Here is a 21,016-nt window from a genome sequence, read left to right as displayed (position 1 = left end):
TCATGAATTGGCTAGAAACGGCTTTCGATTTTTTTATTTACGGCTTCCTTTTTTATTCAATCCTATTAATTTTAGTCTTTGGATGGATAGGTTTTTATGCAAAAGGAGCGATAAAATCTTATATCCGAAAAAACAGTTTTACGGATTATTCGATTATTGCAACATCACCAAATGCACCTACTTTTAGCCTTATTGCACCCGCTTATAACGAAGGTGCAACGATTGTGGAGAACGTACGTTCTTTATTGTCGTTGTATTATAATCAGCTCGAAATTATTATTGTAAATGATGGTTCCAAAGATGATTCATTGCAACGATTAATTGAAGCGTATGATTTGATTAAAATTGATTATTTCGTTGAAGGAAATATCGAAACAAAACCAATTAATTCGATTTATAAAAGTACAAATCCTGTTTTCAAGAAATTAATTATTGTTGACAAAGTAAATGGAGGAAAATCGGATGCGCTAAATGTCGGAATTAACATTGCAACAAACGATTATATTGTTTGTATTGATGTCGATTGTATTTTAGAACAAGATGCGATTCTGAAGCTTGCGAAACCTTTTATGGATGAAGCAAAAGCAAAAGTAATTGCATGTGGAGGCGTAATTCGTTTGGCGAATAATTGTACCATTGTTGACGGAAAAATTGTCGATGTTAATTTACCAAAAACTCGTTTAGGAAGAGCACAAGCGTTAGAATATATTCGTGCATTTCTTTTGGGAAGAATGGCGTGGTCGCGCGCCAATGGTTTGATGCTGATTTCGGGTGCTTTTGGTGCTTTTGATCGTGAAACTGTACTCCAGTGTGGCGGTTATGATCACGATACAGTTGGTGAAGATATGGAGCTTATTGTGCGAATGCGACGTTATATGCACGAGCAAAAATTGGCCTATAAAGTAGTAAATATTCCCGATCCGCTTTGTTGGACCGAAGTTCCTGAAAGTAAAGAAATTTTAAATAAACAGCGCAATCGTTGGATGCGTGGAACGATAGAAACATTGTGGAAACATCGTATTTTATTTTTCAATCCGAAATATGGAAAACTTGGAATGATGAGTTATCCGTATTGGTTTTTCTTCGAATTTTTAGGGCCGATTATCGAATACATTGGTTGGATAATTTTCGTAGTTTTATTCTTTTTAGGATTAATTAATTGGCATATTTTCTTTCCTTTAATGGCTTTTGTGTTGCTTTACGGAATTTTATATTCGATTTATGCCATTCTGATTGATTTGATGACGTACAATGTTTATCACAAAAAAGGCGATATTCCGAAATTATTTTTTACGGCGTTTATAGAGCCGTTTACATTTCATCCATTTGTTGTGATGGCTGGCGTGAAAGGGGTGAAGGATTTCTTTTTGAAAAATAATTCATGGGGAGAAATGACGCGACAAGGTTTTGGAGGAAATCAAGCGAAAGAATTATCTATTTGGCAAAAACTGAAACTTGGATTTGTAAATTTGGCTCAGCAAACTACGTTTATTTCGTTGGTTTATTTGTTACTTTTTGGATTGTCAACAATTCTTGAATTTTATCTTTATCAAGAAAATCTTACAACAACTTCTAATCAAACTTTATTTTTTGACTTATTCATACATAATATCGATTTTGCTTTAGATAGTATTTTTGTGGTAAGTTTTGCATATTTTTTACTGCAATTTTATTCGATAAGTTGGGCGAAAAAATGGATCATTTTTGCGTATTCTTTTTTAATCATTTCAAATGTTTTATTGATTAAATATTTTCAAACAACGCTCAATTTATTAGGTTCAGATTTGTTTTCTTATACGTTCGAAGAATTGAAATTAATTATTGGAGCATCAGGTGTTGTAAATGTTACAAACATTCTTTTATCAATCGCTGCAATTGCTATTTTAACAACGATATTTATTTACAGTTATAGATTAAAAATTAACCAAAAAATTCTTCAATTACCATTAATAATTTTGAGTTTTTTATCGCTTATTGTTCCAATTAATTTGGATTTAAAAAGTTCTCAAAATGATGAGTTTTCATCTAATCTAATTTTGAGTAAGTCGTCTTATTTTTTTTCAAATTCGATTGAACAATATGCAGAAGATAAACTTTCAGAAATTGATTTTTTAAACTCAAATTCGAGTTCAAATAATGAAGATAATCGACATTATTTTGATAAAACTAATTATCCATTTTTGTATCAAGATGAGAACAAAAATTTCTTTGCGGATCAATTTAATCTAACAACAGAAAAACCGAATGTTGTTTTTATTGTGATTGAAGGTTTGGGACGAGCTTTTAGTAACGAAGGTGCATATTTAGGTTCTTTTACACCATATATCGATCAGCTTTCGAAAAAGGGTTTGTATTGGGAAAATGGATTAAGCACGACGGGAAGAACATATGGAGTTTTACCTGGATTGACGGGTTCTTTGCCATTTGCTGAAAATGGTTTTATGGAACAAAAAAACTTACCTCAACATTTCAATTTGTATAATTTGTTAAAAAGTAATGGTTATAAAACTGGTTATTTTTACGGTGGTGATGCTGATTTTGATTTTATGTCGAAATACTTGAATTATTCAGGTGTTGAAACTATTATTGATGAAAATGATTATGAAAGTAATTATGCTAAAATTCCGTCAAATAATGGATTTTCTTGGGGATTTGACGATCATTCAGTGTTCAAAAAATATTTAGCAACGCAGAAAGAAAATAATCAACCGTATTTTAATGTTTTGATGACGTTAGCGACGCATAGTCCTTTCTTAATAAACAATGTTGAGAAATATAATAAGCAGTTTGAAACGTTGATTAAATCACGAAATTATGATGCAACAACTTTGACGACAGTAAAAAAATATAAACAACAATTGGTGACCTTTTTGAGTGTTGATGAAGCTGTAAAAAACTTTTTCGAAGCTTATCAAAAGCGTTCAGATTTTAATCAAACTATTTTTGTGATTACTGGAGATCATCGAATGCCAGAAGTTCCGATGGAAACAAAGATTGATCGTTTTCATGTTCCGATTATTGTCTATTCTCCTTTGTTGAAGTCACCGAAAAAGATGTCAAATATTGTGACGCATTTTGATATTGCACCAACTTTTGTGACATATTTTAGAGATTCGTATAAACTGAAATTACCGAATTATGTGACTTGGATGGGACAGAATTTAGAAAACGGTAAAGTGAATTACAGAAAACAAGGTGTTCCGTTAATGCAGAATAAAAATATTTTAGACGATTATGTTTTTCAAAATTATCATTTGTCAGGAGGGAAGTTATATCGAATTGAAAAGAATTTAACAGAAGATGTTGAACAAAATTCGAAAATGGAAACAGAGTTGAAAAATCGATTGAAAAGCTTTAAAACAAAAAACCATTCTTTGAAAAATACTCAAAAAATGGTTCCTGATTCTATATTTAACCGTTATATCAATTAGAATTTTCGGCTGTACGAAACGCTTACATCAAATTGATTTTCTTTTTGATTTGGACGATATTCTTGATTGTAATAATTTGCACCAATTGAAATTAAGTTTAATTCATTGATCGAAAAATTATAATCTGCTCCAATTTTGAAAGACTTCAGTTTGTAAGTTGTATCTTCTAAAAGATTGTTGTTAAAATCCTCTGGTGAAATTCCTGTACCAATAGCTAAGCTTAAATAATTGTTTGCATCGCCTGTATAATAACGAGTTGTGAATGTATACGAATGCGAAATATTGTTGTTGCTTGGCGTTACAAATGCACGTAAATTGAACCAATAATTTTTATAATATTTACTGATAGATCCAGTAAACATCCAAACATCATCCGAAAAATGAAGTTGACGATAACCTAATTCAGCTTCGAAACTTTTAGGTAAATTAGCGTAAAGAGAGGCTCCTGTGCGATATTTAGGAAAAATTCCGTCACTATCCGAATATCCACCGCCAACGTACATGTAAAATGTCTTAGAAAGTCTTGGATAAGCTTCTACTTCATATTGAACACCGTTATCTTTAAACTTGTTTGCGTAATTCACTTTAAAAATCAATGAACCAAGCGAAGTTTGTCTTTTATAACTTACCGAAACTTGATGCCAATCATCTGCAAATTGTTTGTCAAAATGCGAGTAATTGTAATTAACACCAATTGCGTTTTTAGTATTATTGATTTCGATTCGATTTGCTAATTCGCGTGCTTCTGTATTTTTAGGGTTAATTGCTAATAATTCTTTGATTGTTTTTGAAGCTTCTTTATAAGAATTGTTCCAATTAAGAACTTTAGCTTTTAACAGCAATAGTTCTTCATTTTTAGGATATTTAATTAATCCACGATCAATAATAGAAACAGCTTCTTTATAATTATCATTCCAATATTCAAGTGACGTGTAGGCTAAATAGAAATCGGGAGAGGGATCCATGTTTTTTTCGACATTCTGAAAAACTTTTCTCGCTTCTTCGGTTTCATCATTCCAAGTATATATTCGTCCCAAAAAAAACAGCGATATCTGCATATTCTGGCGATTGATCTAAAGCCTGTAATGCAAGTTTCTTGGCAGTTGTATAATCTTTTTCTTCAAAAGCTTTGTGACGTGCTTCTTGAAATAAATCATCCGAACTTTTAAATTCCTGGCTATACGAAAATAAAGGTAAAAAGGTAAGAGCAAAGAGTGTCTTTCTTAGAAATGATTTTTGAATCATATGGTAAAAACGTGTTTTTTATGAGTATAAAGATATGATTATTTAGAGCATAAAAAAAGCTCAAGAAAATAAATTCTTGAGCTTTGTTGTACCTCAGGCGGGACTTGAACCCGCACGTCCTAATGGACACAGGATTTTAAGTCCTGCGTGTCTACCAATTCCACCACCAAGGCATCCACTTCTAAGAAAGAAGTTAGAGCGGGAAACGGGACTCGAACCCGCAACATTCAGCTTGGAAGGCTGACGCTCTACCAATTGAGCTATTCCCGCGTGTAAATTGTAAAAATCAAATTAAAAAGTACCTCAGGCGGGACTTGAACCCGCACGTCCTAATGGACACAGGATTTTAAGTCCTGCGTGTCTACCAATTCCACCACCAAGGCAAAATTTGATTTTTATGAATTTTTATATTTCAAAGAGCGGGAAACGGGGCTCGAACCCGCGACCTCAACCTTGGCAAGGTTGCGCTCTACCAGCTGAGCTATTCTCGCGATTGGAGTGCAAATATATAAAATCAATTTCTAATAATCCAAATCAAATTTGAATAAAATTTTAAAAATATATTTGCACTTATTTTAATTAGTTGATAGGCATTAACATATCAGCTACTTCTTTTATTTTATCTTTCATCTTTTTACGATGAACGATCATATCAACGAAGCCTTTTTCTAATAAAAATTCAGAAGTTTGGAATCCTTCTGGTAAATCTCTACCAATAGTTTCTTTGATAACACGTGGTCCAGCGAATCCAATTAATGCTCCTGGCTCTGCCATGATAACGTCACCAATTGATCCGAAAGATGCTGTAATTCCTCCAAAAGATGGATTTGTTAAGATTGTAATATAAGGAATGTTGTTATCTGCTAATTGAATTAATTTAGCTTCTACTTTAGCTAATTGCATCAACGAAATTGCAGCTTCCATCATACGTGCACCACCAGATTGTGTAATAATTACGAATGGAGTTTTGTTTTTGATAGAATAATCAATTGCACGTGCAATTTTTTCTCCCATTACAGATCCTAAAGAACCTCCAATAAATTTGAAGTCCATACAAGAAATTGTAATGTCACGTCCATGAATTTTTCCAGTCGCATTGCGAATAGAATCTGTCATTCCCGTTTTCTTTTTTATTTCTTTTAAACGATCTTTATAAGGTTTTGTATCTGTCCAATTTAATGGGTCTTTACTTTCTACTTTAGCATCTAATTCTGTGAATTTGCTATCATCAAATAAGATATCAAAGTATTCTTGAGAACCAATTTGTACGTGATGATCATCTTCTGGACTTACATACGCATTTGCTTTTAGTTCTTCAGTTTCAATAATTTTTCCTGATGGCGTTTTATACCATAAGCCTTTCTTTACGTCTTTTTTAGACTCTGTAGGCGTTGTAATATTTTTCTTGCTTCTAATAAACCAAGGCATATTCTCTGTTTTTATTTGGTAAGAATAATCTTAGTGAAAAGATTATCCTAAAGTATTAACATTATTTAAATCGTGGAAAGCTTGGATTAATCGATCTTTGAAAGTAACTTCTCCAGCTCTTAACCACACGCGTGGATCATAATATTTTTTGTTAGGAGATTCTGGACCTTCAGGGTTTCCAATTTGTCCTTGTAAATAAGCTGCATTTTCGTCAAAATATTTACGAATTCCTTCCATAAATGCATATTGTAAATCTGTATCAATATTCATTTTGATAACTCCGTAGCTAATTGCCTCTCTAATTTCTTCTAAAGTAGAACCAGAACCTCCGTGGAATACGAAGTTAACAGCGTTGTCTACACCATACTTTTCGTTGATGTATTTTTGCGAGTTATCTAAAATTTTAGGAGTCAAGACAACATTTCCTGGTTTGTAAACACCGTGTACATTACCAAATGCTGCTGCAATCCAGAAATTATCAGAAATAGATTTTAAGTTTTCGTAAACGTAAGCAACTTCTTCTGGTTGAGTGTATAATAAAGAATTGTCAACATTAGAATTGTCAACACCATCTTCTTCTCCGCCTGTAATACCTAATTCCATCTCCAAAGTCATTCCAACTTTAGACATTCTTTCTAAGTATCTTTTGCACGTTTCTACGTTTTCTTCTAAAGGCTCTTCAGATAAATCTAACATGTGAGAACTAAATAAAGTCTTTCCGAATTTATTAAAATGTTCTTCGTTAGCGTCCATAATTCCATCAATCCAAGGCAATAATTTTTTTGCACAGTGGTCTGTATGTAAAATTACAGTAGCTCCGTAAGACTCAGCTAAAGTGTGAATATGTTTTGCTCCCGCAATAGCACCTTTGATAGCAGAAAGTTGATTTTCTCCTTTTAATCCTTTTCCGGCATTAAAAGCAGCACCTCCGTTAGAAAATTGAATAATAACTGGAGAGTTTACTTCAACTGCAGCTTCCATTGCAGCGTTAATAGTATCTGAACCGATGACATTACACGCTGGTAAAGCGTATTGATTTGCTTTTGCATCATTGATAATGTCTTGAACTAATGAACCGGTAGCAACACCGGCAGGAAATTTTCTGCTCATTATGTTAGTATTTTGTGAAACAAATATAGATGTTTTTTTAGAAAGGATAATTAATTCCGAAGTGGATTCTTGGTTTAAGCAAATTAAAATTGTCAAATTGCCAGCGATCACCTAATTCATAAGAAGGGTCATAAATTTTGTAACCCAAATCAAATCTTACAATTGCAAACGTACCAATGTGATAACGGAAACCTAATCCAGAACCAATTCCGAATTCTTTGTAAAAATCTTTGAACTTAAATAATGTTTCTGGACGATTTTTATTAACACCCCAAATATTACCAGCATCAAGAAAATATGCACCTTCCAAACTTCCAAAAAGATTGAAGCGATATTCAGCATTGAATAATAATTTCATGCTTTCAAATTCTAAACTTTGATTTTTAGAATCGATACGTGGTTTACTTCCAGGACCTAAAGTTAACGGTGCCCAACCACGAACATCATTTGCTCCTCCAGCCGAATAACTTCTTACGAAGGGTGCAACATCTGAGTTTCCATATGGTTGAATGATTCCGAATAAGAAACGTCCCGCTACGCTAGAATTTGAATTTAATTTGAATTTTCGTCTAACATCCACATCAAATTTTACGAATTGAGAATAAGGAATTCCAAAGATCAAACCTGCTTGATTTCCGTCTCGATCAGGTTCTGCTTTATTAAAACCAAAAGCCTTGTCTAAACCTCTTAATACATTTCCTGCTAACTCAATTCTTGCTTGTATAAACCAAGGATTACTTTTTGGTCGAAATGAATTTTCTTGATTAAATGTAAATTGATAGATAAAAGAGTTGATTAATACATTTTGAGAAATATTAGCTTTTCTATATAACATATTCTCAAAATCAACATACAACTTTGCATCTTCTCCTGTTAATGAACTTTGGAATCCTTTGTCAGCTTCGATTGCGTCTGTTAATTCATCGTCCGTTACATAAATTGGTGCATTAGGATTGTATGCGTAATATAAATTTTTTACTTCGTTTTTTGTATTATTATCTTTTGTAAATACTTCATAATAGCGATCTTTTTTTCGATTACTAATAAATTCCGTATTAAATAAAGAGACTTTGTGTTGAAACTCCGAACTAGAAATATCCATATCAAAACCAAAACCATAAGTCGTTTTGTCTAAACCTACATTTTTCTGCGTACTTGCATTCATTCTAATAGCAGATTCGGCAGTAAAACGTTTTGGTAAAATATTATCAAGATTAATCGGTGTTAATAAATAAGGAAATTTCAACTTTGTTTCGATTGCGATTTCATAAGCATTTAAGAATGCTTTATTCATTGAGAAATCTTTGTTGACAGAACCTAAAGTTCCTTTCAAAGTTGTTTCTAAATTTTCTCCTCCTCCAAATAAATTTCTCGAAGTTAAAGTCATCCCGGGAGAAATAGCAAAGTTCATGTAGCGAGAAGCATAACTTTCGACAAAGAGATTCAAGTCATATTTCTTTTTTGGTGTAAAGAAAACGTCTACATTTAGGATAGAATCTTGTTTATTAATTCGAAATCCATGTAAGTTAATGTTCTCTTTCTTGAAAATATTACGTTTTGTCTGAATCTCTTGTCGTTGACGATACAGTTGACCAGGACGAATTACAAATGCATCTGTAAAATATCTTGGTCGATATTCTGGCTCTTTTGTATATAAAACGTTATAATCTTTATATTCTTCTTTGATTAATTTACTTTCATCATCAACAAAACTGCGAGAATCTGCATAAATATTTATCTTCCCAAAACGATATTGTGTAAAAGGTGTAATGCTATCCGTTTTCAAAGAATCTTGAATATATTTATCAATAAACATCGTTACATCAAGACGTTTGTTACTTTTTAATGTATCGGCTTCAAAATATAAATCTTCGCCCGAATCATTGAAATCATAGTAACCTCTATTCTTTAACAAATCGATGATACGATCGCGTTCTTCTTCAAATTTGTCAAAATTATATTGATCTCCGGGATGCAAAACAGTTTGTTTCCCAATTGGAGAATTAAGATATTCTTCTATTTTTTGATCAGATATTTTTTGATCATATGTTTCGATATAAGAAGGTTCACCTAACTTAATATCATAAATTGTTTCTGCTTTTTTTGCAACATAATCTTTATCATAGGAAACTGCTACTTTCGAATCGAAATAACCTTTATCATGAAATAATCTATTTAAGTTCTTTGCCGAAAATTCTGATTGTTGTTCATCCAACAAAACTGGCGCTTCACCTTGACTATAATAAAGACGTTCTTTCCATAAACTGTGCCCAACATATTCGCTCAGATTATTCTTCGTTAGTAAACTATCCAATAATTTCTGGTTACGAACCGAAGCATCTTGTCTATAATATTCCTGAAAAGTTTCATCAAATTTCGCAGGAGACCAATTATAAACCCATTGCCAAAGAGGGAAAAAACCAAGGAATTTACCAGCTGGTTTTTGTTTCACATAATCACTTAAATCTTTGTTGATTATAGTTTTTTTCTTCTTAATATCGGGATCTTCTTTATCGTATATAAATTTGTTCTTTACAAACAAATATTCTCCTTCAGGTACTTTTTTAGTTGTACTACAGCTATAAAAAAGTAAACCTAAACAAGAGATAAGTGTTATATTTGTTGTAATTTTTTTTTGCATAAATATGTTATCAAATAACGTTATTAAGATAATAACTTCTCTGGGTTCTAAAAAATATAGACAAAAATATAATTTGTTTGTCGTAGAAGGTGTTAAAAATATTGGGGAAGTTATAAAAAGTTCTATAAATATTAAAGAATTATTTATAATTGAAGACTTTTGGCCAGAAGCTACACACATCAAAAAGACTTTTATTGAAGAAAAAGATTTGAAAAAGATCAGTTTCTTAACGACTCCAAATATAGGTTTAGCACTTTGTGAATTACCTAATTATAACGAAAACATCAAGTTGAATGGTTTAAGTATTGCTTTGGATGATATTCGAGATCCAGGTAATTTAGGAACAATTATCCGCTTGGCTGATTGGTTTGGTGTAGAGGATATTTTGTGTACCAAAGAATCTGTTGATATGTACAACCCAAAAGTTGTGATGTCGACAATGGGCTCTTTTACACGAGTAAAAGTTCATTATATCGATTTGGAGAAATACTTGTCTGACTATAAAGGAAACATTTTCGGGACTTTTATGGAAGGAGAATCTATTTATGAACAAACACTTCCACAAGAAGGTATCTTGGTAATGGGGAACGAAGCGAATGGAATTTCTCCAGAAATCGAGAAGTTAACAACAAATAAACTAAGCATTCCGTTTTTTGGGAAAAATGGTTCTACCGAAAGTCTCAACGTTGCTGTTGCAACAAGTGTCATCTTAGGCGAATTTAAGTCTCAACTTTCTCACAAATCATAAAAAAAACTTAATGTTTATAAACGGGTAACTATTCCACAAATAAATATATACTTTAGTAGAAACAAACAATAAGATTAAGAAAAAACACATGAAATATGTAGCGGTTGTTCTTGCTTCTGCAATGCTGTTTATGGGAAGCTGTAGCAAGAAAAACGAACAAAAAGAAGAACTTAGAAAGAAGGATCCGCATGCTTTGCGCTATGATTCGTTGGATTGGAAAGCAGATTTCAAGCCAATGAAGTACACACAAGCAGAACTTAATGATTACAGAAATAAACTAAACACTTATTACAAAGACTTTTGGGTTGACGGAAAAGTGAGCGGAGGTTTGTTGGTTGTGAAGAATGGGCAAGTACTTTTAGAGCAATATCAAGGGATGGCAGACGAAAGACATAAGCGTCCAATCACTGCAGAAACACCTATTCACATCGCATCTATCTCGAAAGTTTTTACCTCAATGGCGGTTCTTAAGCTTGTAGAAAAAGGTAAAATCAAATTAGATCAAAAAGTAAATACAATATTAGAAGGTTTTCCTTACGATGATATCACGGTTCGTAATTTGCTAAATCACCGCAGTGGTTTGCCAAATTATGCCAACGTTTTGTGGAATAACAAGAAGGTAATGATGGATCGCGAGAAACCAATTTCTAATCAAGATGTGTTAGATATCTTTAGAGAATTTGACGTTAAACAAATTCGTCCCGCAGACAAAGGGTTTTATTACTCGAATACTAACTTTGCTTTTCTTGCTCTTGTCATTGAAAAGATTATGAAAATGCCTTATCCGAAAGCAATGAAATACATGGTTTTTGACCCTCTTGAGATGAATAACACCTTTGTTTTTGAGTATGATCGCGATAAAGATACAGTAGCTCGTTCTTACAAATACAATGGTTACGAGTGGGCTTGGGATGATTTTGACCGCACGTATGGAGACAAAAATATCTACTCAACGCCAAGAGATCTGTATAAGTTAGATGTTGCCATGTATTCAGACGATTTCTTACCGAAGAAGATCAAGAAAGAAGCTTTCAAAGGATATAGTTATGAGCAGAAAGGTTTCAAAAATTATGGGCTTGGAATGCGCTTGTTAGAATATGACAATGGTAAAAAATTATTGTATCACAATGGTTGGTGGCACGGGAATAACACAGTTTTTGTACACGATGTTAACAATCAATTTACGGTAATTGCATTAGGAAACAAGCAGAATAAGAATATATATAGTGCATTTAAATTGGCTGGACTTACAGGAACTTATCCGCTAAAAGCACCAAATAAAGATTCGATGAGATTGCATCAAAAACCAATTGTACCAAAAAGAACAGCAAAACTTTCGACCAAAGTTTCAAGATAATAGCAAGGCTTTCTTATATAAGAAAGCCTTTTTTATTTTTATGATATAATGTATTTTATTGATAATCAATAGTTTTATTTTGTTAATTAAATATAAAGTATTAACTTAGAGATAATTAACTATTAATATGTAAATACTTTTAATTATGGCTGTAAAATACAACGTTATTCAGAAGGCTTACCCAGGAGATCCTATGGCGCCTAAAAAGTTCTACGCAAATTCTATTGCAGATGGTGAAGTATCACTTCGAAATTTGAGTAAAGAAATTGCGCAAACCTCATCTATTAGTGAGAGTGATGTATATGCAACATTGATTGATTTGGCTAAAATGTTATCGAAACATTTGTCTGATGGAAAGATTGTTCGCTTAGGAGATTTTGGTTCTTTTCAAATAAGTATAAGTAGCGAAGGAATGGATGCAATGAACAAAGTAAATTCTTCTTCTATAAAAAGTGCTAAAATACTTTTTAGACCTGGTCTAGATTTACGAGATACTTTAGCTACTTTAAAGTATGAGAAAAAGAAATAGTTGAGATAATTTTTCTAACTTCTAATTGAAGTAAATAAAAAACGTCAAGTGGTTTTCATTAAAATCACTTGACGTTTTGTTTAAAACCTCCTTATGTTTTATATAAAAGATAAGGAGGTTTTATAAAAAGTTTATTTATATCTCAATTGAATAATCATTAACAACATAGAAACATAGACTATGAAAACTAAAAAATATTTAGATGAATTAACTTATGAAATAATAGGTTCTGCTATAGAAGTTCATAAAATAATGGGTAGAGGATTATTAGAAAGTGTTTATCATCAATGCTTAAAAGAAGAATTAAATCATAGGAAAATAAATTTTCTCACAGAAATGAAGGTTCCAGTTGTCTATAAAGAAAAACTGCTTGATCTTGATTTTCGTTGTGATCTCTATGTAGAAAATAGTATAGTTGTTGAGTTAAAAGCTGTGCAAGATATTGTTCCTACTTATGAAGCTCAATTATTAACTTATATGAAACTACTGAAATGTCCAAAAGGAATACTAATCAACTTCAATTGTTTTAACATATTTAATGAAGGATAAAAAACGTATGTTAATGAGTTTTTTACTCATCTTCCAAATTATTAAACCGATGTATTTATATTGTAAAAACAGATAGGTTTTAAATTTTGTTTTGGTAAAATATTAACCACATAGAAACATAGAAATTGATTAATTGTGATTTATTTATAAACTTTCAGTTATTAACTTAAGTAAAGTTACTGTGAAAACTATAAGTCCATTCTAATATTTCTAAGAATTAAACCTATGTATCTATGTAGATAAAAAAGAAATATTTTAAATTTTCTTTTGGTAAAATCTTAACTACATAAAAACATAGAAATTGATTAATTGTGATTTGTTTATATACTTTCAGTTGTTAACTTAAGTAAAGTTATTGTGAAAACTAAAAGTCTATTCAAATCTTTATCAATATTTAACCTATGTCTCTATGTGGTTAAAAAAGATAAAATATTAATCACATAGAGACATAGATAAAGATATAACTTGTGTTTTAAATTATTTAAAAAAAGAAAATATAAAACTTTATAAGTTTCTTACTGCTTAATATCCATAATATCTCGCAATACATTCCCAAAGATATTAAACCCAAGAACCAATAACATAATAGCTAATCCCGGTAGAATTGCTAAATGTTGTTTCCCTAAAATAATATGATTATAATGTTCTTTGATGATGTTTCCCCAAGACGGAGTAGGAGGTTGTGCGCCAATTCCAAGAAAACTAAGACCACTTTCTACTAAAATTGCCGAAGCAAAATTGGCAGCAGATATAACAATAATAGGTGCAACAACGTTAGGTAATATTTGGTTGAAGATAATTCTTGTGTCCGAAAATCCTAAAGCTTTTGATGCTTCTACGAATTCTTTTTCTCTGTACGATAGGAATTGTCCACGAACTACACGTGCAACTTCTACCCACATCGTTAGTCCAACTGCGATAAATATCTGCCAAAAACCTTTTCCGATAGCTAAGGTAATTGCAATAACCAATAGTAATGTTGGGATAGACCACACAACGTTTATCAACCACATTATTATGTTATCTGTTCGTCCCTTGTAATAACCTGCAAGAGCGCCCAAGGAGATTCCGACAACTAATGAAATGAAAACAGCGATAAATCCGATAAGAAAAGAAATTCTTGTCCCGATAATTAACCTTGAATAAAAGTCTCTTCCGTAAGAATCTGTTCCAAGTAAATAGGTTTTTGTGTAGATAAAATCTTTCTCTATATCTTGCTTTTTGATGTTATGCTTTGTCCAAGTTGACAAATCTATCTTTACTGCTTCACCACTTAGTCCGTTCCCTATATATGGAACATAAGTAATGCTTTGTCCATCTCTTTTGTAAGATGTGATACTTATTTGTTCGGTATCGATCTCTTTCCCGAATATAAAATCAGAAAAGTTCGTTTTTCCTGAATAATTAGGTAAGGGGATTTCGATTGTTTTTTGCTGATAACCTATAGGTGAATATGCAATGGTTAGGTCCTGTCTGTTTGCATTTTCCGTTTTGTCGGACGCAAAGACATAAGCAAAAATAGAAATGATTGCAGCTAATACTATTACACTAAAAGAAAGAACACCAAGGGTGTTCTTTCTTAATTTATTGAATATGATTTGAGAAAATGAACCGTTTTCTTGTTCCATTATTTAATGTCTCTTAAAACGTTAACAGCTTCGTTTAAATAAAAGTCTTTTTGCATTCCTTTGAACCAATTGTTACGTTTAGCTTTTAGAACAGTATCTGTTTTTGTAGTTGCCAAATCGTTTTGATTCATTGTAAATTTGAAATTGTTTTTATACTTGTCTAAAGCTTCAAATTTCTTGATTTTATCTTCGCGAGTTTTACGGTACGTTTTGTAATCTTCTAAGTTCAAAGGAATCTCTTTTACATCTTCCATTGATTTGATGAACTTGAAACTTTCGTTCATTAATGCTAAGTGAGCATTGTTCGCTAAACGAGTTTTACTGTTCGCTTTAATCTTCGCTAAATCGAAAGCAGAAGGCCATTTTGCAATAACCAATGGTTTGATTTGATCCCAGTTCAAGGCTTCTGAACGAGAAGCTTCGCTGATATCTTCGTAAGTGAATTGATCAACTAATGCAATGTCCGATTGAACTCCTTTCAATTGTGTAGAACCTCCGTTTACTCGGTAGAATTTTTGTATTGTTAACTTAATAGCGCCTAACTCATCACTTCCCGACTGACGATCTAAAGGCAAGATTGTTTGTACAGTACCTTTACCAAAGGTTTGCGGAGAACCCACGATAACAGCGCGACCATAGTCTTGCATTGCTGCAGCAAAAATCTCTGACGCAGATGCAGAAAGCTCGTTAACCATTACTACTAAAGGTCCGTCGTATGCGATAGAATTATCTTTGTCTTCGTGAATTTTAAGCATTCCGTCCGAACGTCTCACCTGAACAATTGGTCCTTGATTGATGAACAATCCAGAGATTTTAACTACCTCTTCAAGAGAACCACCTCCATTATTGCGAACATCGAAGACAAGACCTTTGATGTTTTCTTTCTTCAAGATTTCAATTTCTTTCTTGATATCATCCGAAGGATAACGTCCGCCTTCTTTTCCCATTGGAGTGTAGAACTCAGGTAAATAGATGATTCCGTATTTATCTCCTTTCTCGTCCGTAATAACAGATGAGCGAGCAAACACTTCCTCTGATTCAATCACTTCACGAATCAAAGAGATTGTTTGTTGAGAACCGTCTTTTTTCTGAATAGTCAAGACAACTTCTGTTCCTTTCTTCCCTTTAATTAGGCGAATAGCATCGCTTAAAATCATCCCAACGATGTTTTTAGCTTCACCATTTTTCCCTTGTGCAACTTTAATGATCTTGTCACCAACTTCTAATTTATTGCTCTTCCAAGCTGGTCCGCCAACAATTAATTCAGCAATTGTAGCGTAACCTCTTTTGTCTTGTATTTTGGCTCCAATTCCTTCCATTTGTCCAGACATTTCGAATTCGAAATCCTCTTTACTTGTTGGAGAGAAGTATGTTGTGTGCGGATCGTATTGTTCTGTGAACGAGTTCATGTAAATAGAAAAATAGTTCTCGCGTTTTGTTTGTTTTATACGACGGAAATAGTCAGAAATCAAGTCTTTAACTTCTTCACGCGCCATCTTTTCTACTTCTGCAAAAGGCGTATCTTTTGTGATTTTCTTTTTCTCATCTGCCAAAGGATCTTTTATAGGTTTTATAGAAGAAGAGTTGTCTAATGTATCTTTCTTTTGACCTTTTAATTCGTCTTGCATTGAAATGATTTCTAACATCACGTTATATTTCAAATATTTGCGCCACAAATCTTTTGATTCGTTCTTATCTTTCGCGAATTTTGATGTTTTATAATCGATGTTGAAATTCTCTTTTTGATTAAAATCAAAAGGTTTTGACAAGGCATCCATCGAATATTTTTCAGCTTCAGCAATACGTTTGTAGATTGTATCAACAGTTGAATTGTAGAAACCTAAGTTTTCTGATTTGTAATAATCATCTAAATTGTGATAATCTTTTTTGAATAGATCATAATCAGATTGCAATAAAAAACGTTTGCTTGGATCAATGTATTCTAAATATTTATTGAAAACATTTTCCGAAAATTTATCATCTACAGTAGCAGGTTTGTAATGTAGGTAAGTTAGGGTGTTTCGTGTATTTTTTACGATTAACTTTTCTCTTTCTTCATCTGTGTCTAGCATGGGTTTGCAAAAGCAAAAAGCAAGCAAACTCATTGATAAAAACGATAGTAATACATACGTTTTTTTAATTAACATATTGCGTTGGTATTATATAAATTAATAATTTAAGACTCCTTCAAATATAAAACAAAAAAGAAATTAGAAGGAAGTTTTTTACATTTGTAAAAATGATGAATAAAAGTAAGAATAAAATATGGAAAGACCGCTAATTTTAGTTACAAATGATGATGGAGTAACTGCGCCTGGAATAAGAGCGTTGATAGAGATTGCAAAAGGATTTGGAGAAGTTTATGTTGTTGCGCCAGATAGTCCGCAAAGTGGAATGGGGCATGCGGTGACAATAAATTCGACATTGTTTTGTGATGAAATAGAAGTTGATCAAGATGTAAAAGAGTATGCGTGTTCTGGAACGCCAGTGGATTGTGTGAAATTGGCTGTTTCGCAAATTTTACCTCGTAAACCAGATTTGTGTATTTCGGGAATTAATCACGGATCGAATTCGTCGGTGAATGTGATTTATTCGGGAACAATGTCTGCAGCTGTAGAAGCTGGAATAGAAGGGATTCCTGCGATTGGTTTTTCGTTGTGTGATTTTGCTTATAATGCAGATTTTAAAGCTGGAGAAGATTTTATTAAAACAATTATTGATCAAGTTTTAAAACATAAATTACCAAAAGGTGTCGTGTTGAACGTTAATATTCCGAAGTTGAAAGAACATGAAATAAAAGGAATAAAAGTTTGTCGTCAAGCTGATGCTAAATGGGAAGAAAAATTTGATAAACGTGAAGATCCACGTGGAAGAACGTATTATTGGATGAGTGGAGAATTTAAAAATCTTGATAAAGGTGAAGATACGGATGAACGTGCTTTAGAGGAGGGTTATGTTTCTGTTGTACCAGTTCGTTATGATTTGACAGCCCATCATTTTTTACCAGATTTAAGAAATTGGGATTTGTTCTAAGTTCGTTAAATCTACATTCAGAATTATAAAGCATAAAAAAGGACTTCAATTGAAGTCCTTTCTTTTTAAAATATTGAAATAATTATTTTACTAATTTTTTCTCAGCGTCACGATAGAAATTTTCTTTTTGATCGTTTCCTAAAGTTTTGTAAGCTTGAATTAAGTTACGAATAACTTGACGATTTTCTGGTTGAATTTCGTACATTTTTTCAAGATAAGGAGCTGCTTCTGTAAACAAAGCTTTGCGTTTTACTTCGTTTGCATTGTAAATTTCTTTCTCTTTTTTAGATGTTCCTAAATTGTTGTTCATTGTTTCAACAATTTCTTTGTCTGGTTGTAAAATAGCTAAAACTAAATTGTTGTAAGACTCGAAATGTTTAGGATTTAATTCAATCGCTTTTTTGAACAAGTTTTTAGATTCTTCTGCTTTAGAAGCGTCATCTAAATATAAAACTCCTAAGTTGTAATAATTTTGTGCATCGTTTGGATTAATTTTAATCGCTTCTTCGATGCGTTTTATCATTTTATCAGAGTTTCCAGAAACTTGGTAAATTCCAGTTGCGATATTGTTGATATCAGCATCTTTTGGATATTTTGTAGTTGCTTCTTCTACGATAGCATCGTATTTTTTCGCATTGTACAATCCATTAAGTGCTAAAACATACATATCACGGTTGTAATCTTTTGTTTGATTAGCTGATTTCCCAGTGAATCCTTTTGCTGCTAATTCTTTCAAAATCGTTAACGATTTGTCATAATCAGCTGCGTTGTAAAAACAGATTGCTGCTTGATATTTGTAGATATCTTCTTTTGTACCTAAAGCTTCAACTAAGTTGAAAACATTTAAGAATTTTGTTCCAGCTTCAGCAAATTGTTTTGCGTCCATTGCTTTGTTTGCAGCGTCTAATTCTTTGTTTGCTAAATTAGAAACTTCAGATTGCAACAAAAAACCATATTTTGGTTGTAAAGCAACCTCTTTTGCTTTTGCGTAATTACCACCAGCTGTAGCTTTATCTAAATCGGCTTGAGAATAGTAAAATTCGTCTTTTTTAGAGTCTTTATTTTTGACTTGCCAAACTTTACCGTTTTCGTATTTAGATAATTTTGCTAAATCTTGACTTGCTTTTGTAACATCACCTTTTGCTAAGTTTTCTTTTGCTGATTTATTGTATTTTTCAGCTAAAACGGTAGGTTCTGTTGTTAATTCTTCTGTATTAGTTTGAGCAAATGACGTTGACATTGCTAAAACTAAACCTAAACTAAATAATAATTTTTTCATTGATTATTCATTATTTGGATCCTCGACAGTAGTTTCTTCTGTCTGAGTTTCGTTGTTTTCGTCTGTGTTTTCTATAACAATTGGATTTCCCTCTTCATCAAGTTCTACTTCGTCTTCCAATTCTTCTTCAACTTGTACTTTTGCAATTGCTGCGATTTCGTCGTTCTTTTTCAAGTTAATCAATCGAACACCTTGTGTTGCACGACCCATTACACGAATTTCATCTAAACCAGTTCTAATAGCAACTCCAGATTTATTAATGATCATTAAATCATCTTCGTCTGTAACAGCTTCAATCGCGATTAATTTTCCTGTTTTATCAGTAATATTAAGTGTTGTTACACCTTTACCTCCACGATTTGTTTCACGATAATCTTCGATAGAAGAACGTTTTCCGTAACCTTGTTCAGAAACAACTAATACAGTTTCTTTTTCTACATCAGTGACAACAATCATCCCAATAACCTCATTATCTGGTTGATCTCCTAAATTGATACCACGAACTCCAGAAGCAGTACGACCCATTGGACGAACTTTCTCGTCTTCGAAACGAATAGCTTTACCATATTTAGAAGCGATCATAATTTGAGATTTACCATCTGTTAATAAAGCTTCTAATAATGTATCACCTTCGCGAACTGTAATTGCGTTGATACCGTTAACACGTGGACGAGAATAAGCTTCTAAAGATGTTTTCTTGATGATACCATTTTTAGTTACCATAATTACGTAATTATTATTTACGTATTCTTCGTTCATTAAATCGTGTGTAAGGATATATGCTTTTACTTTATCATCTGGCTCGATGTTAATCAAATTCTGAATTGCACGACCTTTTGATGTTTTAGAACCTTCTGGAATTTCGTACACACGCATCCAATAACATTTTCCTTTTTCTGTAAAGAATAACATGTATTGGTGGTTAGATGCCGAAACCATATATTCTAAGAAATCTTCGTCACGTGTTGTAGCGGCTCTATTACCAACTCCTCCACGAGATTGTTTACGATATTCAGAAAGTGGTGTACGTTTGATGTAACCCATGTGAGAAATCGTTAAAACAACTTGCTCATCAGGAATTAAATCTTCGATATTTAAGTCTCCACCTGCGTAATCGATATCTGTACGACGTTCGTCACCATATTTTTTACGAATTTCTAATAACTCATCTTTGATAATTTGCATACGTAAATCTTCGTTTGCTAAAATATCTTTCAAATGGTTAATCATTTTCATGATTTCTTCGTACTCTTCACGAATTTTATCAATCTCAAGACCAGTTAATGTACGTAAACGTAAATCTAAGATTGCACGTGCTTGAATTTCTGATAACTCGAAAGCTTCCATTAACCCTGTGCGCGCTTCGTCTGGTGTTGCAGATTCGCGAATGATTTTAATTGCACGATCAAGATCATCTTGTGTTCCGATTACTTTCATGTAACCTTCTAAGATATGAGCTCTTTCTTGTGCTTTTCTCAATTCGTATTCCGTACGACGAACAATCACTTCGTGACGGTGTTCTACGAAATGATAAATCATGTCTTTCAAATTTAATTGCTCTGGTCTACCTTTTACCAACGCAATATTATTTACACTGAAAGATGATTGTAATTGAGTAAATTTATATAGTTTATTTAAAACGACGTTAGGAACCGCATCCATTTTAAGGACATAAACGATACGCATACCTTTACGGTCAGATTCGTCACGAATCTCAGAAATACCATCTAATTTACCATCTTTTACCAACTCAGCAGTTTTTGCAATCATATCTGCCTTGTTAACTTGGTAAGGAATTTCTGTAGCGATAATACAATCGCGACCATGTACTTCTTCGAAATTAGTTTTTGCACGTAAAACAACACGTCCACGTCCAGTTTCGAAAGCTTGTTTTACACCATCATAGCCATAGATAGTACCTCCTGTTGGGAAGTCTGGCGCTTTGATGTATTGTGTTAATTCGTCAATTGTAATCTCACGATTGTCGATGTATGCAATTGTTCCGTCAATAACTTCTGTTAAGTTATGTGGCGCCATA

The 21,016-nt window shown here is 32.6% G+C and carries 15 protein-coding genes and 4 tRNA genes; 6 read left to right on the top strand and 13 right to left on the bottom strand.

Annotated features, from left to right (window positions below):
- Nucleotides 1-2 precede the first annotated feature (2 nt).
- Nucleotides 3-3,431 carry a sulfatase-like hydrolase/transferase gene (locus B4E95_RS08995; protein WP_291091236.1) on the top strand — a complete coding sequence of 1,143 codons (3,429 nt, stop codon included), beginning with the start codon at nucleotides 3-5 and terminating at the stop codon, nucleotides 3,429-3,431.
- On the opposite strand, the gene B4E95_RS08990 is transcribed toward B4E95_RS08995, so the two are convergent.
- From B4E95_RS08990 to B4E95_RS08950, 9 genes are all read right to left on the bottom strand, one after another.
- Nucleotides 3,428-4,468: a YaiO family outer membrane beta-barrel protein gene (locus tag B4E95_RS08990; RefSeq protein WP_291091234.1), complete on the bottom strand. Its 1,041-nt coding sequence runs from the start codon at nucleotides 4,466-4,468 to the stop codon at nucleotides 3,428-3,430. The two genes, B4E95_RS08995 and B4E95_RS08990, sit on opposite strands and share 4 nt — an antisense overlap.
- Nucleotides 4,443-4,676, bottom strand: a complete 234-nt coding sequence (locus B4E95_RS08985; protein WP_291091232.1) for a hypothetical protein — start codon at nucleotides 4,674-4,676, stop codon at nucleotides 4,443-4,445. The genes B4E95_RS08990 and B4E95_RS08985 overlap by 26 nt, the downstream gene beginning before the upstream one ends.
- An 89-nt stretch (nucleotides 4,677-4,765) precedes the next feature.
- Nucleotides 4,766-4,849 (bottom strand) — tRNA-Leu (locus B4E95_RS08980).
- A 24-nt stretch (nucleotides 4,850-4,873) separates the two neighbouring features.
- A tRNA-Gly gene (locus B4E95_RS08975) sits at nucleotides 4,874-4,946 on the bottom strand.
- 29 nt (nucleotides 4,947-4,975) lie between these two features.
- Nucleotides 4,976-5,059 (bottom strand) — tRNA-Leu (locus B4E95_RS08970).
- A 35-nt stretch (nucleotides 5,060-5,094) separates the two neighbouring features.
- Nucleotides 5,095-5,167: transfer RNA gene (locus B4E95_RS08965), tRNA-Gly, on the bottom strand.
- An 88-nt stretch (nucleotides 5,168-5,255) separates the two neighbouring features.
- Complete coding sequence (gene accD / locus B4E95_RS08960) at nucleotides 5,256-6,104, bottom strand: acetyl-CoA carboxylase, carboxyltransferase subunit beta (protein ID WP_291091230.1); 849 nt, start codon at nucleotides 6,102-6,104, stop codon at nucleotides 5,256-5,258.
- A gap of 42 nt (nucleotides 6,105-6,146) precedes the next feature.
- A complete protein-coding gene (gene fbaA / locus B4E95_RS08955; protein WP_115001650.1) occupies nucleotides 6,147-7,214 on the bottom strand; it encodes a class II fructose-bisphosphate aldolase in 1,068 nt (355 codons plus the stop codon).
- A 37-nt stretch (nucleotides 7,215-7,251) separates the two neighbouring features.
- Nucleotides 7,252-9,855, bottom strand: a complete 2,604-nt coding sequence (locus tag B4E95_RS08950; RefSeq protein WP_291091228.1) for a BamA/TamA family outer membrane protein — start codon at nucleotides 9,853-9,855, stop codon at nucleotides 7,252-7,254.
- A gap of 4 nt (nucleotides 9,856-9,859) precedes the next feature.
- On the opposite strand from B4E95_RS08950, the gene B4E95_RS08945 reads away from it, so the two are divergent.
- The 4 genes from B4E95_RS08945 to B4E95_RS08930 all read left to right on the top strand — a co-directional run bounded on the left by B4E95_RS08945 (nucleotide 9,860) and on the right by B4E95_RS08930 (nucleotide 13,038).
- Nucleotides 9,860-10,603, top strand: a complete 744-nt coding sequence (locus B4E95_RS08945; RefSeq protein ID WP_291091226.1) for a TrmH family RNA methyltransferase — start codon at nucleotides 9,860-9,862, stop codon at nucleotides 10,601-10,603.
- Between the two features lie 88 nt (nucleotides 10,604-10,691).
- Nucleotides 10,692-11,960: a serine hydrolase domain-containing protein gene (locus tag B4E95_RS08940; protein WP_291091224.1), complete on the top strand. Its 1,269-nt coding sequence runs from the start codon at nucleotides 10,692-10,694 to the stop codon at nucleotides 11,958-11,960.
- Between the two features lie 145 nt (nucleotides 11,961-12,105).
- A complete protein-coding gene (locus B4E95_RS08935; protein ID WP_280045253.1) occupies nucleotides 12,106-12,489 on the top strand; it encodes an HU family DNA-binding protein in 384 nt (127 codons plus the stop codon).
- Nucleotides 12,490-12,669: 180 nt separating this feature from the next.
- Nucleotides 12,670-13,038, top strand: a complete 369-nt coding sequence (locus tag B4E95_RS08930; protein ID WP_221854158.1) for a GxxExxY protein — start codon at nucleotides 12,670-12,672, stop codon at nucleotides 13,036-13,038.
- A gap of 515 nt (nucleotides 13,039-13,553) precedes the next feature.
- Here the strand turns inward: B4E95_RS08930 and B4E95_RS08925 are convergent.
- Nucleotides 13,554-14,288: an ABC transporter permease gene (locus tag B4E95_RS08925; RefSeq protein WP_349680110.1), complete on the bottom strand. Its 735-nt coding sequence runs from the start codon at nucleotides 14,286-14,288 to the stop codon at nucleotides 13,554-13,556.
- A gap of 377 nt (nucleotides 14,289-14,665) precedes the next feature.
- On the bottom strand, nucleotides 14,666-16,738 hold the full coding sequence (locus B4E95_RS08920) for a carboxy terminal-processing peptidase (RefSeq protein ID WP_291091220.1): 2,073 nt from the start codon (nucleotides 16,736-16,738) through the stop codon (nucleotides 14,666-14,668).
- A gap of 193 nt (nucleotides 16,739-16,931) precedes the next feature.
- On the opposite strand from B4E95_RS08920, the gene surE reads away from it, so the two are divergent.
- On the top strand, nucleotides 16,932-17,699 hold the full coding sequence (surE, locus tag B4E95_RS08915; protein ID WP_291091219.1) for a 5'/3'-nucleotidase SurE: 768 nt from the start codon (nucleotides 16,932-16,934) through the stop codon (nucleotides 17,697-17,699).
- An 82-nt stretch (nucleotides 17,700-17,781) separates the two neighbouring features.
- Here surE and B4E95_RS08910 read toward each other — a convergent pair whose 3' ends face one another.
- Nucleotides 17,782-18,978 carry a tetratricopeptide repeat protein gene (locus B4E95_RS08910; RefSeq protein WP_291061437.1) on the bottom strand — a complete coding sequence of 399 codons (1,197 nt, stop codon included), beginning with the start codon at nucleotides 18,976-18,978 and terminating at the stop codon, nucleotides 17,782-17,784.
- Nucleotides 18,979-18,981: 3 nt separating this feature from the next.
- Nucleotides 18,982-21,016 (bottom strand): DNA gyrase subunit A (locus tag B4E95_RS08905; protein ID WP_291091217.1); only part of this gene is annotated, 2,035 nt, incomplete at its 5' end.

Origin of the sequence: Empedobacter sp. UBA7494, assembly GCF_002478465.1 — a bacterium.
In the GTDB taxonomy this organism is placed as follows: domain Bacteria; phylum Bacteroidota; class Bacteroidia; order Flavobacteriales; family Weeksellaceae; genus Empedobacter; species Empedobacter falsenii_B.
The sequence above is the reverse complement of the archived record's forward strand: the minus strand, read 5'-3'. Positions and strand labels throughout refer to the sequence as shown.